The sequence below is a fragment of the Enterococcus sp. HMSC076E04 genome, from assembly GCF_001814285.1.
In the GTDB taxonomy this organism is placed as follows: domain Bacteria; phylum Bacillota; class Bacilli; order Lactobacillales; family Enterococcaceae; genus Enterococcus_B; species Enterococcus_B lactis.
The window spans coordinates 133,315-152,739 of sequence record NZ_KV815632.1 but is presented as its reverse complement, the minus strand read 5'-3'; the positions used below and the strand labels follow the sequence as shown (position 1 = coordinate 152,739).

The window sequence follows — 19,425 nt, the reverse complement described above, 5'->3', positions numbered from 1 at the left end:
TGTCTCAATATACTCATCTAATCCAGTATGACGTTCGATAGTGATCAGTGCACCGATTTTTCGCTTGGACATATATTGGATGGCTTTGTCAAAAGACAAGATCATCTTCTCATCTTCCTGCTGTTCGCTTTTTGATTGTTTGAAAAGCGAACTGCGTCCAAGATGTTCCAGTCCTCTCCGGATTTCCGGCTGAAAAATCACGATAGCAGCTATCACCCCGTACGTGATGACTTGGTTCATCAACCAAGACAAGGTGTGCAGACCAATGATTTCCGCTACGATTCGGATAACAATAAAAATAGCTACACCTTTCAGAAGCTGAATCGCTTTTGTGCCTCGCAGCAGTTGGATCAGTTTGTATACAAGATACCAGACAACCAGAATATCAAGTATGTTCACCAAAAAATTCAGAGAGAACAAGTCACCGGAAAACATTTGCTGCCAATAGTCCAAATTAAAAAGTTCCCCGATTTGAAATGACATAAAAAGCCTCTCTTCTCTTTTGAGATTTCCTCTCTAGTATATCATATGTTTTAATTTTAGAGGCTGATCTGCTCGTTTTTTTCTTGAGAAAAACACATAATTTTCAAGAAAATTACAAGTATGCGTTTTATTTTTCTCTAGAATAAAATTTTTTAAACCTCAGAGAATTATTCATTACATTTTTTCTGTTATTTTTCACTTTTTTCTTCTGTAACGTGTTCCATTTTTTTACGTCGTTCTGCTCTGGCGGCTCTTCGGGCTGCTCTTCTTTCTTCCGCTTCAAGATCCGTCGTTTTTTCTTTTCTCGTCTTAACGACTACATCAATAGACTCTTCTGGTTCAAGTCTTTTCTTGATTTTTTCTAATTCTCCTGACAGTGCAGCATAGTTGTAAAAACGTGTTTTAGCATCTTGGACAGTCTTTTCAAATAAAGCTTTTGCAAGATTTGGATTTGCGTTCTCTAGCGAGGAAAAGCGAACTTGTTTCCTCATGAAATCAGGCATAGTAGAGAAATCAGGTTTTTTGTAGTCCAAAGTCATTGGTTTTTTGTTTTTTTCGACCATTGTAGGGTTATATCGATATAATGACCAATAACCAGAAGAAACAGCTTCTTTTGCTTCTTTAAGCGATTCTTTCATTCCACCAAGCAAACCATGTGTGATACAAGGTGTATAGGCAATAATCAGAGAAGGACCAGGATACTTTTCTGCTTCTTCAAATGCTTTGATTGTCTGCATTTGATTGGCACCTGAAGCGATTTGTGCTACATAGACATTCCCATATGTCATCGCCATCATCCCTAAGTCTTTCTTTGAAGCATATTTTCCACTAGCTGAAAATTTAGCGATTGCCGAAGCTGGTGTTGCTTTTGAGGTTTGACCGCCGGTATTGGAATAGACTTCGTTATCCAAAACAAGGATATTTACGTCTGCTCCGCTGGCAAGTACATGATCGATTCCGCCAAAACCAATGTCATAAGCCCATCCGTCTCCGCCAATCATCCATTGGCTGTTTTTTACGAATAGATCTCTTCTCTTGTATATACCTTCCAATTCAGGGACAATTGATCGTTCGTTTTCGATCGCTGCTTGCAGTTTTGCTGCTCTTTGTTGCGTTCCTTCACTCTCAAAGAGATGTTCCAACCAGTCTTCCATCAATTCTCGCAGTTCTTCTGATACTTTTGGCAATACTTCTTTGATTGAATTTGCCAAAGCCTCACGACGAGTCTGTGCCGCCAGAAGCATACCATAACCAAATTCAGCATTATCTTCCAATAAAGAATTTGACCATGCAGGCCCTTGACCACATCCGTTTGTCGTATAAGGAGAAGCTGGAGAGGCACCGCCCCAAATAGAAGAACAGCCTGTCGCATTCGCGATCATCATTCGATCGCCGAACATTTGTGTCAATAATTTTACATAAGGTGTTTCGCCACAGCCTAAGCAAGCGCCTGAGAATTCAAGAAGCGGTTGGTTGAATTGTGTCGATAAAACCGTATTTTTCCCTTTCAATGGATTTTCTTTTTGTCTTAGCGTCATTGCAAAAGCCCAATTCATAGCTTGTTCTTTCTGTTCTTCATAAGGTTTCATTACTAAAGCTTTACCTTTTGCGGGACAAGCCTCTACACACAGACCACAACCTGTACAGTCTTCCACTGAAACTTGGATACGGTATTTTACGCCGTCTGCGCCTCGCATTTCTCTCACGATAAATCCTTCTGGCGCTTCTTCCATTTCCTCTTCATCTGCTAAAAATGGACGGATGGCAGCATGAGGACAAACAAAGGCACATTCATTACACATCGTACAGCGATCACTAATCCACTCAGGTACTTCTAAAGCGACACCTCGCTTTTCAACAGAAGCCGTTCCTAAAGGCATTTCGCCAGTTGTCATTCCATTTGCTACAAGCGTACCAACAGAGAGATGATTCCCTTCCTGTGCATTCACCGGCTCAAGGATTTCTTGTACATACCCCCTGTTTCTTTTATTGATTTTTTCAGGCATCTCCAATGTTTTCCAATTTTCTGGAATCACAACTTCATGAAGCAGTTCGATTGTCCGATCGATTGCCTGTATGTTTTTTTCTACGATAGCCATTGATTTATGCCCGTAGCTTTTTAGCGCTTCTTCTTTTAGCAACGGGATCACTTCATCAAATGGAATGATGTCAGCTAATTTAAAAAATGCTGTTTCCATTGCCGTATTGATTCGGCGTCCCAAACCAACTTCTTGGGCCAATCTCATGGCATTGATCGTATAGAACCGAATGTTATTTTCAGCCAAGTAACGTTTTAATTTTATCGGCAGATGCGTTTCTAATTGTTCGTCACTCCAAAGAGTATTCAGTAAAAAGATTCCACCTGGCTTCAATCCTTTGACCAAGTCATAGCTATGCAGGTAAGCTGGTGTGTGACAAGCAACAAGGTCCGCATGCTCGACAAGATACGCTGAACGTATCGGCGTATCTCCAAAACGAAGATGAGAGACAGTTAGACCGCCAGATTTTTTCGAGTCATAATAAAAATAGCCTTGAGCATATTTGTCTGTGTGATCCCCGATAATCTTGATGGCTGATTTATTTGCACCAACTGTTCCGTCAGATCCAAATCCCCAAAACTTTGCCTGGAATGTTTGCGGTTCTGTTAAATCTAGACTTTCTTTTGTTTCCAAAGATTGATAAGTCACATCATCCACGATCCCTATGGTGAACCGTTTTTTGCGTATACTTGGATCTTTTTGCAATTCATCAAAAACTGCCGAGATTTGATCGGGCGTCACATCTTTCGAACCTAATCCGTAGCGACCACCAATAATAGCCGGGCGAAATTCAGAATCATATAACGCACTTTGAATGTCTAATAAAAGGGGTTCTCCCCCTGCTCCTGGCTCTTTACTTCGATCAAGAACAGCGATTGCTTTTACTGTATGAGGTAACTTTTGCACGAATGTTTCCACTGGAAAAGGTCGATAAAGATGGATATTCAAAAAACCTGTTTTCCGTCCGTTTGCATTCAAATAATCAACTGTTTGCTCAATCGTCTGTGCAACTGATCCCATCGAAACAATGACCTCTTCTGCATCAGCTGCTCCGTAATAAGTCACCAAATCATAAGAAGTACCTCGTAATCGATTGATCTCTTTCATATATTTTTGTACGATTGCAGGTAACTTATCATAATACGGATTGATTGTTTCCCGTTGTTGAAAATGAATATCTGGATTCTGGTTCGTGCCACTAACTGTCGGATGATTGGGATTCATCCCTCGTTTACGAAAAGAAGCTAATTTCTCCTGATTGACCAAAGGAGCTAATTCTTCATATTCCAAAACTTCGATTTTTTGAATTTCGTGACTCGTACGGAACCCATCAAAGAAATTCAAAAAAGGCAATTCGCCTTCAATGGAAGCAAGATGGGCAACAGGTGCTAAATCCATCACTTCTTGCACACTGCTTTCAGCTAGCATCGCAAACCCTGTTTGTCTTGCAGCCATCACGTCTCCATGATCTCCAAATATATTTAAAGCATTCGTCGTCACTGCCCGACTAGCAACGTGAAAAACACTTGGCAGCAGTTCCCCAGCAATTTTATACATATTCGGTATCATCAAAAGCAACCCTTGTGAGGCGGTATATGTAGTTGTCAGCGCACCAGTTTTCAGTGAACCGTGAACCACGCCAGCTGCTCCTGCTTCGGACTGCATTTCCACTACTTTTACTGGTTGACCAAATACATTTTCTTTTCCTGCTGCTGACCATTGATCGACTAATTCAGCCATGGTCGAACTTGGCGTTATCGGATATATTGCAGCAATCTCGGTAAAAGCATAAGAAATATACGCGGCTGCCGTATTGCCGTCCATTGTTTTCATTTTTCGCATGATTCATCATCCTTGTTCATATTCTCTCTTATTATCTGTTCCATTATAACGTAAAATATTCCATTTTTTCTTTTATTTAGAAAAATATTTCACATACGTCTATTTCAATCATTTTTTTAGAAAAACAATCTAAATCGTTGCCTTTTTTTGTCAGACATGTGTAAACTATAACCGAAAGAGGTGTTTTTACATGGATATATCAGTGATTGATGCAACAAAAACAACTACAGAAAAAGGTATTACTTATGGTTCATCAGATGCTCCTAAAAAAATGATTGAATTCATCAACTTAGCTTGCCCATATTGCCGACAATGGTTTGAAGAATCTCATGAGCTATTGGAAGAAGCCGTCCAAAGTGGTCAATTACAGAGAGTGATCAAATTATTCGATAAAGAAAAAGAAAGCTTGCAGCGAGGAAACGTGATGCACCGGTATATCACGATCAGCGATGGACAACAAGCAATCAAAGAGATCAAACAAATATTCGATACTCAAGACGAGTGGAAACATCTTTCGCTCCAAGGAGTAGCGGATTTTGCAGCAGATAAATTAGGGCTGGCAGAACAAAAAGACGAACAGCTGAGCCAAGCTATCATTAACGAAGCTGAGCAAGCACATATTCGATTTGTTCCAACTGTCATCTTGGGTAAAGAAATCTTTGATGAATCTATTTCAAAAGAAAAACTAAAAGAATTGATCCAAGCAAAATAAAACAACAAGGGGGCTGTGACTAAAGTCTTGTCACAGCCCATTCCTAGTATGTTTTTTCCGAATAAACGGTGTTCCAGAAGTAGCTTCTGTCACAACCTCTCCACTAAACAGTATTCAATCAGATATTGTTTCCAGTGATCGTTTGTGCGTTCTTTAATCCTCCTGGAATCCCTTCATAAAGAATATTTCCACCACCAGATCCACCTTCTGGTCCAAGATCAATGATCCAATCAGCACTTCGGATCACATCTAGATTATGTTCAATAACAATGACCGTGTTCCCTTTATCCACTAAGTTATTGATAATTCGAATCACATTTTCGACATCTGACATATGCAGTCCTGTTGTTGGCTCATCTAGAATGTATATTTGTCCATTTGTTTTCAATTCATTAGCTAATTTCAGCCTTTGTGCTTCTCCGCCAGACAAGGTATCCATCGGCTGTCCAAGAGTCAGATAACCAATACCAACTTCTTTTAGATTCTCAAGCTTTCGCTGGATCTCTTTCTCATCAAAAAATTCAAGTGCTTCTTCTATGGTCATATCCATAACTTCTACGATATTTTTTCCACGATAACGATAATCCAAAACAGCTGGATCATAGCGTTTCCCATGGCAATTTGAACAAACTACCTCTGATTTGTCCATAAAGGATAGATTAAGCTCGATTACACCCGTTCCTTTGCATTCTGGACAAGCCCCTTTAGAATTGTAGCTGAAATATCCAGCATCAACTTGATTTTCTTTACCAAAAGCTTTCCGAATGTTATTCATGATTCCACTGAATGTGGCTGGATTTGACCGTTTGTTCGTATGGATTGGATTTTGATCAATAAGTAGGCTTTCTGGAAAGTCTTTTACAAATACTTGATTGACCAATGTACTCTTGCCAGAACCAGCTACCCCTGAAACAACGGTAAATACACCTTTAGGGATTTCTAAACGAATATTTTTTAAATTATGCAAAGAGCTCTGGCGGCTAATGAAGGTTTCTGAAAATGTCCGTACTTCTTTTTTGATTGGTAATTGATGTCGCAAATAGTTTCCCGTTAACGTACCAGAATCCAGTAATCCATCATAATCCCCAGTATACATGATCTCACCGCCGTGACTTCCAGCATAAGGTCCTACATCCACGATATGATCGGCCACCTTGATGACATCAGGATCATGTTCGACTACCAGAACTGTATTCCCCTCATCCCGGATTTTTTTCAATAAATCATTAAGTAGGTGGACATCTCTAGGATGCAATCCTGTACTTGGCTCATCAAAAATATACATCATATTAGTCAAACTGCTAGCTAATTGCTTCACCATTTTTACTCGCTGTGATTCCCCTCCAGATAAACTTGAGGTCTCGCGTGTCAATGTCATATAGCCTAATCCAATATCAATCAAATCTTGGATACGTTTTTTGATACTGGCAATCAACGGATGACGCTCTTTGTTATCTAACGTTTCTAGTATTTGTAATAGTGAAGATAATTCTTTTGCTGTTAAATCGTATATATTATAACCGTTTATTTTAGAGTTTAGGACTTCGGGTGAGAAACGTTTTCCTTGGCATTCTGGACAAGTATCCATCTTGGTATATGTCTCAAGAACCTTTGCTGTTTTTTTCGTTGTTTCTTTTTCAGTATGGACATTGGTTCGCATGAATCGAGTGACAATCCCTTCATAAGTCACATTCATATCTCCCGCACTTGGTATATTGATTCTCTCTGCTTTTCCATACAATAATCGATCGTATTCTTCTGATGTGTATTCGGAGATTGGTTTGTTTGGGTCGAATAAACCAGTCTCTGCATACATTTTCCAATACCAAGTCCCTACCGTGAAATTGGGAAGCAAGATTGCTCCTTCATTTAGTGAGCGTGTCGCATCTACGGCGGCATCGATATTCAATGTTATCGTTTTTCCAATTCCTTGGCAGACAGGGCACATACCTTGAGGATCATTAAATGAATACGCATTGGCATAACCCAATGACGGTTCAGCAAAGCGTGAAAATAAAATTCGAAAAAGTGCCTGGATATCCGTTGCAGTACCTAAAGTGGATCGAGCATTTCCTCCCAGTTTCTTCTGGTTGATCAATACAGCTGTCGATAAATGCTTGATCTCATCAATATCAGGTCTGCTATATTTAGGCAAAAAATTACGTGCAAAACTACTAAAAGTCTCATTCAGCTGTCTGCCTGCCTCCTGTGCAATCGTATCAAAAACGATAGAAGATTTGCCAGATCCTGATACGCCAGTAAAGATAGTAATTTTATTTTTTGGGATACGCAAATCAATGTTTTTCAAGTTGTTTTCTCGTGCATGAATCAATTCAATATACTCTGTCATCCTTGTTTCTCCTTTAAAATCGATTTTTAAACAAATCTATGGCGAACAACGGGCAGTAATAGGGATTTATAGTTTGACAGAAGAAGAAAAGAAAAGCAAGTAATATTTTGTCAAATAAAAAAACTGATACATCCGCATCTCTGCTTCATGTATCAGTTTTTACATTGGATTACACTGCTTCTTCACGTAGTTTTTCCGCAAATTCATTGATTTTGCGTATGCGGTGATTGATTCCCGATTTGGATATCGCACCTGAGGGAATCATTTCCCCTAACTCTTTCAAACTGACTTCTGGATGCTGAAGCCGGAGTTCAGCAATTTCCTGAAGTTTTTCAGGAAGGGCATGCAGACCGACCTTTGCTTCGATCAATTCGATGTTTTCAATTTGTTTAGAAGCCGCATCGATCGTCTTATTCAAATTTGCTGTCTCACAATTAACTAGGCGATTGACCGAATTTCTCATATCCCGTACAATCCGTACGTCTTCAAATCGTAGCATCGAATTGGTTGCACCAATCAGTGTCAAGAAATCAGCAATCTTTTCTGCACCTTTTAAATAGGAAATATAGCCATTGCGTCGTTCAAGCGTTCGAGCATGCAGTCCGTAATAATTCAACATATCGCAAATGTCTTGGTTATGCTGTTCATAAATGGAAAATATCTCTAAATGATAACGGCTTGTTTCTGGATTATTGACTGAACCCGAGGCCATAAAAGCCCCACGTAAATACGAACGCATTTTTTGCGAATTCCCCATGATCTCGTCCGAAACGTGTCCATTGAACATCATACCATCCATAATATCAAGATCCATCAACACATCTTTTGTGCCTTGCTTCAAGCGGACGATATAGACATTGTTCTTTTTTAATTTCATTTTTTTACGAACGAGTAGCTCACTTCGTACCTGATAATGATCTTTCAAAAGAGAATAGATACGTCTGGCAATTGCAGCATTTTCTGTTTGGACGTTCAAAATAAACTGCTGGTTCACAATACCTAAAGAGCCGTTCATTCGCAACAAAGCAGCTAATTCTGCTTTCGCATGTTCTCGATGAACTTCCAAACCAGTTAGTTCTTTCTTCACATCTGCAGCAAATGACATCCTATTCTCCTCCTTTCTCCAACAATAAATTGCTTAATATTTTGAACCGAAAACTAATCGGAACAATTCTTCTACCACTTTGTCTCCATCATGGAAGACACCACCGTCTTTCAATTCTAAGAAATCGGTAGAAATCACTCGACAGCCTTCATTTCTCAATCCATGGAAATCATGTGCAACTTGTACTAAGTACTCATCATAGATTTCCGGGTCCATATAATCTTCTGGTACTTTTTCCGTATTAACTAGTACCGTGTCGATAAAGGGCTGCTTCAAATGCTTGTGTAAGACACGTATATGATCGGCATCGGTGAAGTGTTCAGTTTCCCCTTTTTGGGTCATGATATTACAGATATACACGGTTTCAGCAGTTGTATTAATCATAGCTTCGCCAATTTCTGGTATCACTAAATTGGGAAGGATGCTAGTGAATAAACTGCCGGGACCTAAAACGACCATGTCGGCATCCATAATTGCTGAAACGACTTTTCGTGCCGCTTTAGCTTCACTTTTATCATTCGTGTTGCAAACATAGACATGATCGATCGTTTTGCGATCAATCGCAATTTTAGATTCTCCTACTGCAGTCGTTCCGTCTTTAAAGACCGCATGCAAGGTCAAAGGCGTTTCTGAAGAAGGGTAGACGTGTCCATCTACATGCATCATTTTCGCTAATAATTGAATCGCCTCGTATGTGCTTCCTCGCATTTCGGAAACTGCAGCAATGATCAGGTTACCGATCGTATGATTCGCTAAGAACTGATCTTCTTTTTTAAAACGATATTGGAAAATATCTTCATAGAATTGCGGCATATCCGATAACGCTACTAAGACATTTCTCAAGTCACCAGGAGGAGCCATAGCGATCGATTCTCTGATTGCGCCGCTGCTTCCACCATCATCCGCAACAGTCACTACTGCCGTGATATCTGCTCCCTGATTTCGTAAACTTTTTAGAATAACCGGCAGACCCGTGCCACCGCCAACCACTACAATCTTTGGTTTCCTTATCCGGTAGGTTTTCATTTTCACGACCGGTTCACCGTCTCTTTCCTTTTATCCTTGTCCCGATGTGTCACATTGACTTTATATGTTTTTCCTAAAGCATTTGCCAAACGTTCAGTCAACGCCACAGAACGGTGTTGGCCGCCTGTACAGCCGATTGCAACCGTCAAGCTGCTTTTTCCTTCTTTGATATATCCAGGCAATACAGTTTCCAGAAGATCCAAGAATTTATGGTAGAAAGATTGTGTTTCATCAAAGGACATTACATAATCATAGACTGGCTGGTCTTTACCGGTTAGTGGTCTTAGTTCTGGAATATAATGAGGATTTGGCAAAAAACGTACATCCATCACGATATCAGAGTCAATCGGCAACCCATATTTAAAGCCAAATGATACAAATTCAATTCGAAATCCTTGGTCTCCCTTTGACTTGAAAGACTCGTTGATTTTTTCGCGTAATTGTCGTGGTGTCAATGTCGTGGTGTCAATGATCACGGAAGCTTGTGCTTTCAAGTCGTCTAATATTGCCCGCTCTTTACGGATTCCTTCAGTGATCAAACCGTCCATTGCCATCGGATGCGCTCGTCTTGTTTCTTTGTAACGAGCAACTAGTTCTTCGTCCGAAGCATCTAAAAACAAGATAGAAGTGTCGATGAAGTTCGTATTTTCGATTTCAATCAGCATGTTTTGAATTTCTTCAAAGAAGGAACGAGAACGTAAATCTACTCCTAAAGCCATTTTTGTGACTTTACCTGATTCTTTGATCAATTCCCAGAATTTTGGAATCAATCGAGGTGGCATATTATCGATACAAAAATAGCCCATATCCTCAAAACTTTGGATAGCTACTGTTTTTCCTGCACCGCTCATACCTGTTATGATGACTAATTGCAAATTATCTGTCATATTTACGAACCCCTCTCACATTGTACATAATAAAATTATATCATTCCGGGCGTATCATTACCAGCTTTCTTTCTCTTTTACAAAAAGATTTGGACCAAATATCTTTTAGGATATTTGCCCCAAATCCAAGATTTTTCTACTTTTCAGATACTGTATCTAATGCTTCATTTCTTTCAGCTAATGCACGTTCGATCGTCCGATCCGCTAAAATAGATTGAGCATCGATCACTGGGTAATGGTTATCTTCGGCAAATTCATGCATCAAAGATAATTCCGTGCAACCTAGGATAACTTTTTCACAGTTTAATCGCTCTACCGCTTCCTCCAAAATCTCATAGTAGAGTTCTTGATTCAAGTGATCTGACTCTTTGATTTCATGATAGATCAAATAATTGATTTTTTCTTGAAGCGCAGTATCAGGAATCACTGTTTCGAATCCAAGATTTTTGACTTCGCGTTCATAGATTCCAGCTTTCATACTTCCTTCTGTTCCTAGAATCGCTACTCTCCCTGTCGTATGCTGACGGACAAGTTCATTTGCTGCTTCTCTTGGCATATGCAGGATAGGAATATCCGTTGCCGCTTGTAATTCTTCAAAAAAGTAATGTGCTGTGTTACAAGTCAACACAATGAAGTTTGGTCGCAATAAATTTTGTTTCTCAATATCGTCCAGCAGAAACGGCATTGGATTTTCTTCTGATCGATCTAAAATATAAGCTGTACGATCAGGAACTGTTGCATGATTGAATAAGACATAATTCAAATATTCTTGATCTTTTGTAGCTTTCGTTCGGTGGTTGATCAAGCGAACAAAACTTTCTGTCGCCATCGTGCCCATTCCGCCTAAAATACTGAAAAAATTCTCCATGAACTAGCCTTCTTTCACATGAAAATACTTTTTGAATCTTGGAATATAGTTATGGAACATATATTTCATCAACATCCAGCGCTTGATTGACCGATCTTTTTCATAAAATACAGTAGTGCCGTAACGATTTTCTTTGATCATTTGCTCAGCTAGTTTTTTGTCTTCATTTTCCCGAGCATATTCTAAAAAGATTTTTTTGGGCACACCCATCCATAATCTTGCTTTATCTGATTGATTCGTTCCATAGGTCGTTTCAACAAAGGGTTTGTTGAACACTCGATCTTCTGTGACGAAACGAGCCAGATTCAAGCCGTTCAATGTCACAAAGAAACTGCTACGTCCTTGTCTCAAATTGATTTCAAATAATTTATATTCTCCATCTCTAGGATCATACTTCATATCGAAATTGGCAAAGCCGGTATATTCGATTTTTTCCAAAAATGCTTTAATGGTTTGATAGATTTTTTCGTTATAATCTGGCATGATCACAACGTAATTTCCAATCGATGCTGGTGTAGGATCTTCTAACAGTGGATGACCAAGACACATCATCCGAACTTGATGATCTTCATCTACATACGCATTTAGCACACGCATATTACTATCATCACCCGGGATAAAATCTTGTACGATCATTTCACTAGTATAACCGGCTTCATAGATCCGACCTAAGATCAAATCAAACTCTTCTCTCGTTTCTAGAATAAACGCTTTTTTTCTTCCTTCAAATTGAACAGAAAGGTACTCCACACTGTTTGCGGGTTTCAAAGCAACCGGGAATTCAAAAGGCAATTCCTGTTCTAAGCGTCCATTTACTAACATTTCTTCTCTGACAATCAATGTTTTAGGATACGGAAGATCATATTCTTCACAAACTTCATAAAAGCTTACTTTATTGATCAGTCTTTCAAATAAAGAATAATCAATATACGGACAGATAAAATATTCTGACAGCTCTTGCTTATGTTGAGAGATCAATTCTGCATACCCATCACCACAAGCGATCAAAAGATATTTTTTACTCTTATCAGAATATCTTTCTTTTGCCAAACGAAGCATCGTCTCGATAAATACAGGGTCTTTATCAAATCCTGGAATGACTTCTACATTGACGATTTTACTGTAGCGGGTAGGGGCTAATTGATCAGAAGCATATGCTTGGCAGACTTTGCCGTATGCTTCATTAAAAGAACGTGCCATACCATAAACGTTCATGTCGCTTCCTAATAATATAGGGATAAATTCTTCATTTTCAATACTGTTCATCATTATCTCTCACTTACTCATAATCTCTTGTTTTTCTTTTCTAACTACACAAGGAATATCATACCATAAAGAAAAAAGCAATCAAAGGAAACTCCTCCGATTGCTCAATTCTTTTTTGAACGGATTGAACTTATAGGAAGTTTTTATCTATACCAATCAGTGTAGAAAGAACTACCATGTAATGATTCTAGAACACTGGTATTAAGAAAACAAGCAAAAATTCATTTTTTTATGTTTTTTTAACTATCTCAGCAATCTTTCTTCTTTATACCATTATTTTTTTCAAATAGTGACCTGTATAGCTTTCTTTTACATCAATGATTTCTTCTGGAGTTCCAGTCGCAAGGATCGTTCCTCCGCCTTCTCCGCCTTCTGGTCCTAAATCAATGATATGATCGGCTGTTTTGATTACATCTAGATTGTGTTCGATCACTAAAACTGTGTTACCAGCGTCTACTAATCTTTGTAACACTTGCAGCAAACGGGCGATATCGTCGCTATGAAGACCAGTCGTTGGTTCATCTAAAATATAGAAATTCTTTCCATTAGAGATTTTGTGTAATTCACTGGCAAGTTTCATCCGTTGCGCCTCGCCGCCGGACAATGTCGTTGCTGGTTGTCCCATCGTCACATACCCTAAGCCAACATCAACGATCGTTTGCAGTTTGCGATGGATCTTTGGAATATGCTTGAAGAATTCTACAGCATCTTCTACCGTCATTTCCAAAACATCTGCAATGCTTTTTCCTTTGTAATGTACTTCTAATGTTTCAGAGTTATATCGTTTGCCATGACATACTTCACAAGGAACATAGACATCAGGCAAAAAGTGCATTTCGATCTTAATAATCCCATCCCCACGACACGCTTCACAACGACCGCCTTTTACGTTGAAACTAAAACGACCTTTCTTATATCCCCGCATTTTTGCCTCGTTTGTTTGAGCAAATAACCCACGGATATCATCAAAGACACTCGTATAAGTCGCTGGATTACTTCTCGGCGTCCGTCCGATTGGGCTTTGATCGATGTCGATGATCTTTTCGATACTTTCGTAGCCGGAAATTGTCTTGAATTTACCTGGCTTGGCAGAATTCTTATTTAATTTCTGCGCTAATGATTTCTTTAAGATACTATTGACCAATGTACTCTTTCCAGAACCTGACACACCTGTTACTGCTACAAATTCTCCTAAAGGAAATTCGACACTGATATTTTTCAGATTGTTTTCTGAAGCACCAGTAATCTTGATTGCTTTCCCATTACCTTTACGGCGTTCTTTTGGCACCGGGATCGATTTTTTCCCTGAAAGATATTTCCCTGTCAAAGAATTTTCATCATTAGCTACTTCTTCAGGAGTACCTGCAGCAACGATTTGTCCGCCTTGTTCCCCTGCTCCAGGTCCGACGTCAATCAGATAATCTGCTGCCCACATCGTATCTTCATCATGTTCGACCACAACGAGTGTATTGCCAAGATCACGCATTTTCTTCAATGAGCCAATCAGTCGATCATTATCGCGTTGATGCAATCCGATCGATGGTTCATCTAAAATATACAGAACTCCAGAAAGATTCGATCCAATTTGCGTAGCCAATCTGATTCGCTGTGCTTCTCCTCCAGATAACGTTCCAGAAGCACGACTCAAGGTTAGATAGTCTAATCCGACATTTTCTAAGAATGAAAGTCTGTCATTTACTTCTTTTAAAATCGGTTTGGCAATCACTTTTTCTTGTTCAGATAATGTAAGGTTTGAGAAGAAGTCTACTGCTTTTTGGATAGACAATTCATTTGTTTGCCCAATATTCGTTCCATTGATTTGAACAGATAATGCTTGAGGATTCAAACGATAACCTTTACACGTCTGACAAGTCAATTCGGTCATATAAAGACGCATTTGCTCACGCGTGAAATCACTGTTCGTATCATGATAACGACGTTCGATATTTTTCAATACTCCTTCGAAAGTTGTTTCTACATCGCGAACGCCACCAAAATCATTTTCATAATGGAAATGGAAAAGTTCATCTGTCCCATTTAAGATGATCTCCTGATGTTCTTCCGGTAATTCTTCGAATGGTGTATCCAAATCGATACCGAAACTTTCGCAAGCCTGCGCTAACATTTGAGGATAATATTGAGAGCTGATTGGGTTCCATGGAACGATTGCACCTTGACTAAGCGTCTTCGTTCTATCTGGAATGACTAAATCTTGATCGACTTCTAATTTGACGCCTAAACCGTCACAGTCTGGACAAGCTCCAAAAGGCGCATTGAAGGAGAACAGTCTTGGTTCTAGTTCACCAACAGTAAATCCGCAATAAGGACAAGCATAGTGTTCACTAAACAACATTTCTTCTTCGCCAATCACATCAACCAAAGCATAGCCATCTGCCAGTCGCAAGGCTGCCTCTAAAGAATCAAATAGACGAGAACGAATCCCTTCTTTCACAATGATCCGGTCGATGACGATCGCGATATCATGTTTTTTATTTTTCTCCAGCTCAGGCACTTCACTTAAATCATAGATTTCACCATCGACTCGAACGCGGACGTATCCCTCTTTTTGGATTCTTTCGAATATTTTTTTATGTTGTCCTTTTTTCTTTACCACGATCGGTGCCAATACTTGGATCTTTGTGCGCTCAGGCAAATCCATTACTTGATCTGCCATTTGATCTACTGATTGACTGGTAATCTCGATATGATCGTTGGGACAAATCGGATGTCCTACACGAGCAAACAACAAGCGTAAATAGTCATTGATTTCCGTCACAGTACCTACTGTCGAACGAGGGTTTTTACTTGTTGTTTTCTGATCAATAGAAATCGCCGGACTCAATCCGTCGATGCTGTCTACATCTGGTTTATCCATTTGACCTAAAAACTGGCGGGCATACGCAGAAAGACTTTCTACGTATCTCCGCTGTCCTTCGGCATACAGTGTATCAAATGCTAAGGAACTTTTTCCAGAACCGGACAAACCTGTAACGACCACGAATTTGTCTCGTGGAATCGTGACATCTATATTTTTCAAGTTATGGGCACGTGCACCATGAATCGTAATTTTATCGTTAGCCATGTTGTCCTCCTACTTCGAAGCTTTTAATTCTAAAATCATATCTCGTACATTAGCGGCTGTTTCAAAATCCAAAGCTTTTGCCGCATCTTTCATTTCTTTTTCTAATTTCATCAATAATGTGTCTTTTTCTTCCTTCGTCATTTCTTCGTACGAGACTTGTACCGCTTCTTTTGTATCATCTTCCGATTCTTTCGTAATAGAAATCAAATCTCGGATTTCTTTAATGATCGTTTTTGGAACGATCCCATGTTCTTCATTGTACTTCTGCTGAATTGTACGACGTCTTGACGTTTCATCCATCGCTAAACGCATAGAATCCGTCACCTTGTCTGCGTACATGATTACTTTACCTTCTTCATTACGAGCAGCTCGCCCAATCGTTTGGACTAAGGAACGTTCGCTACGTAAAAAGCCTTCTTTATCTGCATCCAAGATAGCAACAAGGGAAACTTCAGGTACATCTAATCCCTCACGAAGCAAATTGATTCCGACTAACACATCAAATTCGCCTAATCGTAGATCTCGAATGATCTCTGTTCGTTCCAACGTTTTGATGTCGCTATGCAGATATTTGACTTTGATTCCTAATTCTTTGAAATAATCTGTGAGGTCTTCTGCCATTTTTTTCGTCAATGTCGTTACAAACACCCGTTGATCTTTTTCGACCCGTTCATTTATTTCGCCTACTAGATCATCGATTTGTCCCATGATTGGGCGGACTTCGATTACTGGATCAAGCAGCCCTGTCGGACGGATGATTTGTTGGATAACGGTATCTGTTTGTTCATATTCATATGGTCCTGGTGTCGCAGAGACATAAATGATCTGATTGACATGTTTTTCAAATTCTTCTAGACGAAGCGGCCGATTATCTAAAGCAGATGGCAAACGGAAACCGTAATCTACTAGCATCTGTTTTCTCGCTCGGTCGCCATTATACATTCCTCTGATTTGAGGCATGGTCACGTGCGATTCGTCAGCCACGATCAAAAAATCTTCAGGAAAGAAATCCAATAGCGTATAAGGCGGTTCGCCTTCTTTACGTCCGTCCATATGCCGGGAATAATTTTCGATTCCTGAAGTGTAGCCCATTTCTAACATCATTTCAATATCGTAATTGGTTCGCTGTTCTAAACGTTGAGCTTCTAGAAGTTTGTTTTCATTTCGTAAAACAGCTAAACGCTGCTCTAATTCTGCTTTGATATTCGCTACGGCATGCTCCATATGTTCGTCATTCGTCACAAAGTGAGTTGCCGGAAAGATTGCTACATGTTCCGTTTCTCCTAAAACTTCACCTGTCAGCGCATTGACTTCTCGGATACGTTCGACTTCATCTCCAAAAAACTCCACTCGTAAGGCACGTTCATCTCTTGAAGCCGGGAAAATCTCCACGACATCACCACGCACTCGAAAACGACCGCGCTGAAAATCTATATCATTTCTTTCGAACTGGATACTGACTAAGTCACGAATCAACTGGTTGCGATCTAATTCTGCTCCTTGTCGAATCGAAACGACTTGTTTTTGATACTCAAAAGGCGAACCTAATCCAAAAATACATGAAACGGATGCAATGACGATCACATCATTTCTTTCTAATAATGAACTAGTAGCCGAATGTCGTAATTTATCGATCTCATCATTTACACTTGAATCTTTTTCGATATACGTATCGCTTGAAGGCACATAAGCTTCAGGCTGATAATAATCATAATAAGAAACAAAATATTCAACAGCATTGTTAGGGAAAAATTCCTTGAATTCCCCGTACAGCTGACCAGCCAATGTTTTGTTATGGGCAATAATCAGTGTTGGTTTATTCACTTTCTCAATAAGATTGGAAATCGTATATGTTTTCCCTGTTCCAGTCGCACCTAATAAAATTTGTGCTTTTTTCCCGCCGACTACGCCATCCACTAATTGGTTAATCGCTTCAGGCTGATCACCAGCCGGTTGGTATTTCGAGACAAGCTCAAAGCGTCGGGAGGTATCTCTTTCAATCATTCTTTGTCCTCCTTTTCATTCATTCCTTTTCATTTTACGACCAATAAAAAGAAAAGGAAAGCAAAGGCATTCCTTACTAAAAAATTATACCACACCGAACATACTTTCGCCACTTTTTTCTCTCATTATCTATGTTACGTTTTATAACATAGAATGTTAGAAACTCGTATTTTTTTCATTTTTTCGAGCCTACAGTCTTGTCTGATTCAGCACTTTTCGCCTATAATAATAAAATATTGGAAATTTAGGAGGTTGATTATGAAAAGAAAGCATTTATTTCACTCATTTGTTTTCTTAATGACAGGACTTGTGACACTTGCGTTTGGTCATGTTGCACAAGCTGACAACACTACAACAGCAGAGTCAAGCACAAGCGAGACAATGCAAAAAATAGAGCCCAAAAAAGACGTATACGTAATTGCCAGCGACTCTGCTTTTGCTCCATTTGAATTTCAAAACGCAAACGGTGAGTACGAGGGTATCGATGTAAAATTGATGGAAAGCATCGCCAAACTGCAAGGATTCAACATCCGAATGGACTATCGTGGATTCTCCGCCGCTTTGCAAGCTTTAGAATCAGGACAAGCAGACGGGATGATTGCCGGAATGACGGTAACGGACGAAAGAAAGAAAAGCTACGATTTTTCTGATTCTTACTTTGACAGCGGAATTCAATTAGCTGTCAAAAAAGGCGATACTTCGATCAAGTCTTATGAAGATTTGAAAGGAAAAACAGTCGGAGCAAAAGTTGGGACCGAAAGTGCAGAATTTTTAAGCGATCATGAATCTGAATACGGCTATTCTATCAAATATTTTGATGCTGCAGATCAATTGTATGACGGGTTGAAAGTTGGCGCAATTGATGCCATGATGGATGATTATCCAGTAATTGGTTATGCGATCAAACAAGGACAAGAATTGGAAACACCGATTGAAAAAGAATCTGGCGGAAAGTATGCATTTGCCGTCAAAAAAGGGCAAAACCCTGAACTTCTTAATATGTTCAATGAAGGATTGAAAGAATTAAAAAGAACAGGCGAGTACGATAAGATCATCAAAGAATATGTAGCAGATGGTTCAGAATCTTCTAGTGATTCTTCCGCAGCTGATGAATCGACATTTCTTGGACTTATCCAAAACAACTATCAAGCATTGTTAAAAGGACTTTGGCGAACGATTCTCTTGACTTTGATCTCCTTTGCTTTAGCTATAGTGATCGGTGTGATTTTTGGATTATTCAGTGTAGCACCAATACGCGCGCTTCGCACGGTTGCTAGCATTTATGTCGATATCATCCGTGGGATTCCGATGATGGTTCTTGCATTCTTTATTTTCTTTGGATTGCCTGGTATCGTTGGATTTACGATCCCCGACTTCATCGCTGGTGTTATCACCTTGACTCTTAACGCAAGTGCTTATATCGCAGAGATTGTTCGAGGCGGAATCAATGCCGTTCCTGTCGGACAAATGGAAGCTTCTAGAAGTCTGGGTCTTTCTTATAATCGGACGATGCAAAAAATCATTTTACCACAAGCGATACGCATCATGATTCCATCATTCGTGAATCAGTTCGTTATCTCATTGAAAGATACAACGATCATTTCCGCAATCGGTGTAGTCGAATTGCTACAAACTGGTAAGATCATCGTTGCACGTACGACACAAAGTACGTATGTTTATTTGATCATCGCGATCATGTACTTGATCTTGATCACAGCATTGACAAAATTAGCGAAAGTTTTAGAAAAGAAGGTGAAGTAA

Annotated in this window: 12 protein-coding genes; 2 read left to right on the top strand and 10 right to left on the bottom strand. The window is 39.5% G+C overall.

Annotation, left to right across the window (positions count from 1 at the left end):
- Together HMPREF2961_RS13290 and nifJ are read right to left on the bottom strand one after the other, a co-directional pair.
- Positions 1–483: diadenylate cyclase (locus HMPREF2961_RS13290; protein WP_371012587.1), on the bottom strand; the 483-nt coding region annotated here is incomplete at its 3' end.
- Positions 484–671: 188 nt separating this feature from the next.
- On the bottom strand, positions 672–4,364 hold the full coding sequence (gene nifJ, locus HMPREF2961_RS13285; protein WP_070705029.1) for a pyruvate:ferredoxin (flavodoxin) oxidoreductase: 3,693 nt from the start codon (positions 4,362–4,364) through the stop codon (positions 672–674).
- A gap of 190 nt (positions 4,365–4,554) precedes the next feature.
- Between nifJ and HMPREF2961_RS13280 the strand changes: the two genes are divergently transcribed.
- Positions 4,555–5,076 (top strand): DsbA family protein, encoded by a 522-nt coding sequence (locus tag HMPREF2961_RS13280; protein WP_002314839.1) that lies wholly within the window; start codon positions 4,555–4,557, stop codon positions 5,074–5,076.
- A 118-nt stretch (positions 5,077–5,194) separates the two neighbouring features.
- On the opposite strand, the gene HMPREF2961_RS13275 is transcribed toward HMPREF2961_RS13280, so the two are convergent.
- The 8 genes from HMPREF2961_RS13275 to uvrB form a co-directional block, all read right to left on the bottom strand.
- Positions 5,195–7,426 carry an ATP-binding cassette domain-containing protein gene (locus tag HMPREF2961_RS13275; protein ID WP_070705027.1) on the bottom strand — a complete coding sequence of 744 codons (2,232 nt, stop codon included), beginning with the start codon at positions 7,424–7,426 and terminating at the stop codon, positions 5,195–5,197.
- Between the two features lie 169 nt (positions 7,427–7,595).
- The gene (gene whiA / locus HMPREF2961_RS13270; RefSeq protein ID WP_002289698.1) at positions 7,596–8,531 is read right to left on the bottom strand and encodes a DNA-binding protein WhiA; all 936 of its coding nucleotides are present in this window, start codon (positions 8,529–8,531) and stop codon (positions 7,596–7,598) included.
- Positions 8,532–8,564: 33 nt separating this feature from the next.
- Positions 8,565–9,563: a gluconeogenesis factor YvcK family protein gene (yvcK, locus tag HMPREF2961_RS13265; protein WP_002316327.1), complete on the bottom strand. Its 999-nt coding sequence runs from the start codon at positions 9,561–9,563 to the stop codon at positions 8,565–8,567.
- Entirely contained in the window at positions 9,560–10,444 is an 885-nt protein-coding gene (gene rapZ, locus HMPREF2961_RS13260) for an RNase adapter RapZ (protein WP_002292102.1), read from the bottom strand. Before rapZ ends, yvcK begins: the two co-directional genes overlap by 4 nt.
- A gap of 136 nt (positions 10,445–10,580) precedes the next feature.
- Positions 10,581–11,312, bottom strand: coding sequence for an aspartate racemase (locus HMPREF2961_RS13255; protein WP_002314836.1), 732 nt, complete (start codon positions 11,310–11,312; stop codon positions 10,581–10,583).
- A 3-nt stretch (positions 11,313–11,315) separates the two neighbouring features.
- The gene (locus tag HMPREF2961_RS13250; RefSeq protein ID WP_002320122.1) at positions 11,316–12,581 is read right to left on the bottom strand and encodes a D-aspartate ligase; all 1,266 of its coding nucleotides are present in this window, start codon (positions 12,579–12,581) and stop codon (positions 11,316–11,318) included.
- A gap of 262 nt (positions 12,582–12,843) precedes the next feature.
- The gene (uvrA, locus tag HMPREF2961_RS13245; protein WP_002314835.1) at positions 12,844–15,660 is read right to left on the bottom strand and encodes an excinuclease ABC subunit UvrA; all 2,817 of its coding nucleotides are present in this window, start codon (positions 15,658–15,660) and stop codon (positions 12,844–12,846) included.
- A 9-nt stretch (positions 15,661–15,669) separates the two neighbouring features.
- Positions 15,670–17,664, bottom strand: coding sequence for an excinuclease ABC subunit UvrB (uvrB, locus tag HMPREF2961_RS13240; protein WP_002292109.1), 1,995 nt, complete (start codon positions 17,662–17,664; stop codon positions 15,670–15,672).
- Positions 17,665–17,922: 258 nt separating this feature from the next.
- Here uvrB and HMPREF2961_RS13235 point away from each other — a divergent pair, with 258 nt between their 5' ends.
- The gene (locus tag HMPREF2961_RS13235; protein ID WP_002292110.1) at positions 17,923–19,425 is read left to right on the top strand and encodes an amino acid ABC transporter substrate-binding protein/permease; all 1,503 of its coding nucleotides are present in this window, start codon (positions 17,923–17,925) and stop codon (positions 19,423–19,425) included.

What these genes read in the sequence shown, in the direction of transcription:
- HMPREF2961_RS13235 (WP_002292110.1), top strand. Translation starts at nt 17,923, where the DNA reads ATGAAAAGAAAGCATTTATTTCACTCATTTGTTTTCTTAATGACAGGA.
- nifJ (WP_070705029.1), bottom strand. Translation starts at nt 4,364, where the DNA reads ATGCGAAAAATGAAAACAATGGACGGCAATACGGCAGCCGCGTATATT.
- HMPREF2961_RS13275 (WP_070705027.1), bottom strand. Translation starts at nt 7,426, where the DNA reads ATGACAGAGTATATTGAATTGATTCATGCACGAGAAAACAACTTGAAA.
- rapZ (WP_002292102.1), bottom strand. Translation starts at nt 10,444, where the DNA reads ATGACAGATAATTTGCAATTAGTCATCATAACAGGTATGAGCGGTGCA.
- HMPREF2961_RS13250 (WP_002320122.1), bottom strand. Translation starts at nt 12,581, where the DNA reads ATGATGAACAGTATTGAAAATGAAGAATTTATCCCTATATTATTAGGA.
- HMPREF2961_RS13280 (WP_002314839.1), top strand. Translation starts at nt 4,555, where the DNA reads ATGGATATATCAGTGATTGATGCAACAAAAACAACTACAGAAAAAGGT.
- uvrB (WP_002292109.1), bottom strand. Translation starts at nt 17,664, where the DNA reads ATGATTGAAAGAGATACCTCCCGACGCTTTGAGCTTGTCTCGAAATAC.
- HMPREF2961_RS13255 (WP_002314836.1), bottom strand. Translation starts at nt 11,312, where the DNA reads ATGGAGAATTTTTTCAGTATTTTAGGCGGAATGGGCACGATGGCGACA.
- uvrA (WP_002314835.1), bottom strand. Translation starts at nt 15,660, where the DNA reads ATGGCTAACGATAAAATTACGATTCATGGTGCACGTGCCCATAACTTG.
- whiA (WP_002289698.1), bottom strand. Translation starts at nt 8,531, where the DNA reads ATGTCATTTGCTGCAGATGTGAAGAAAGAACTAACTGGTTTGGAAGTT.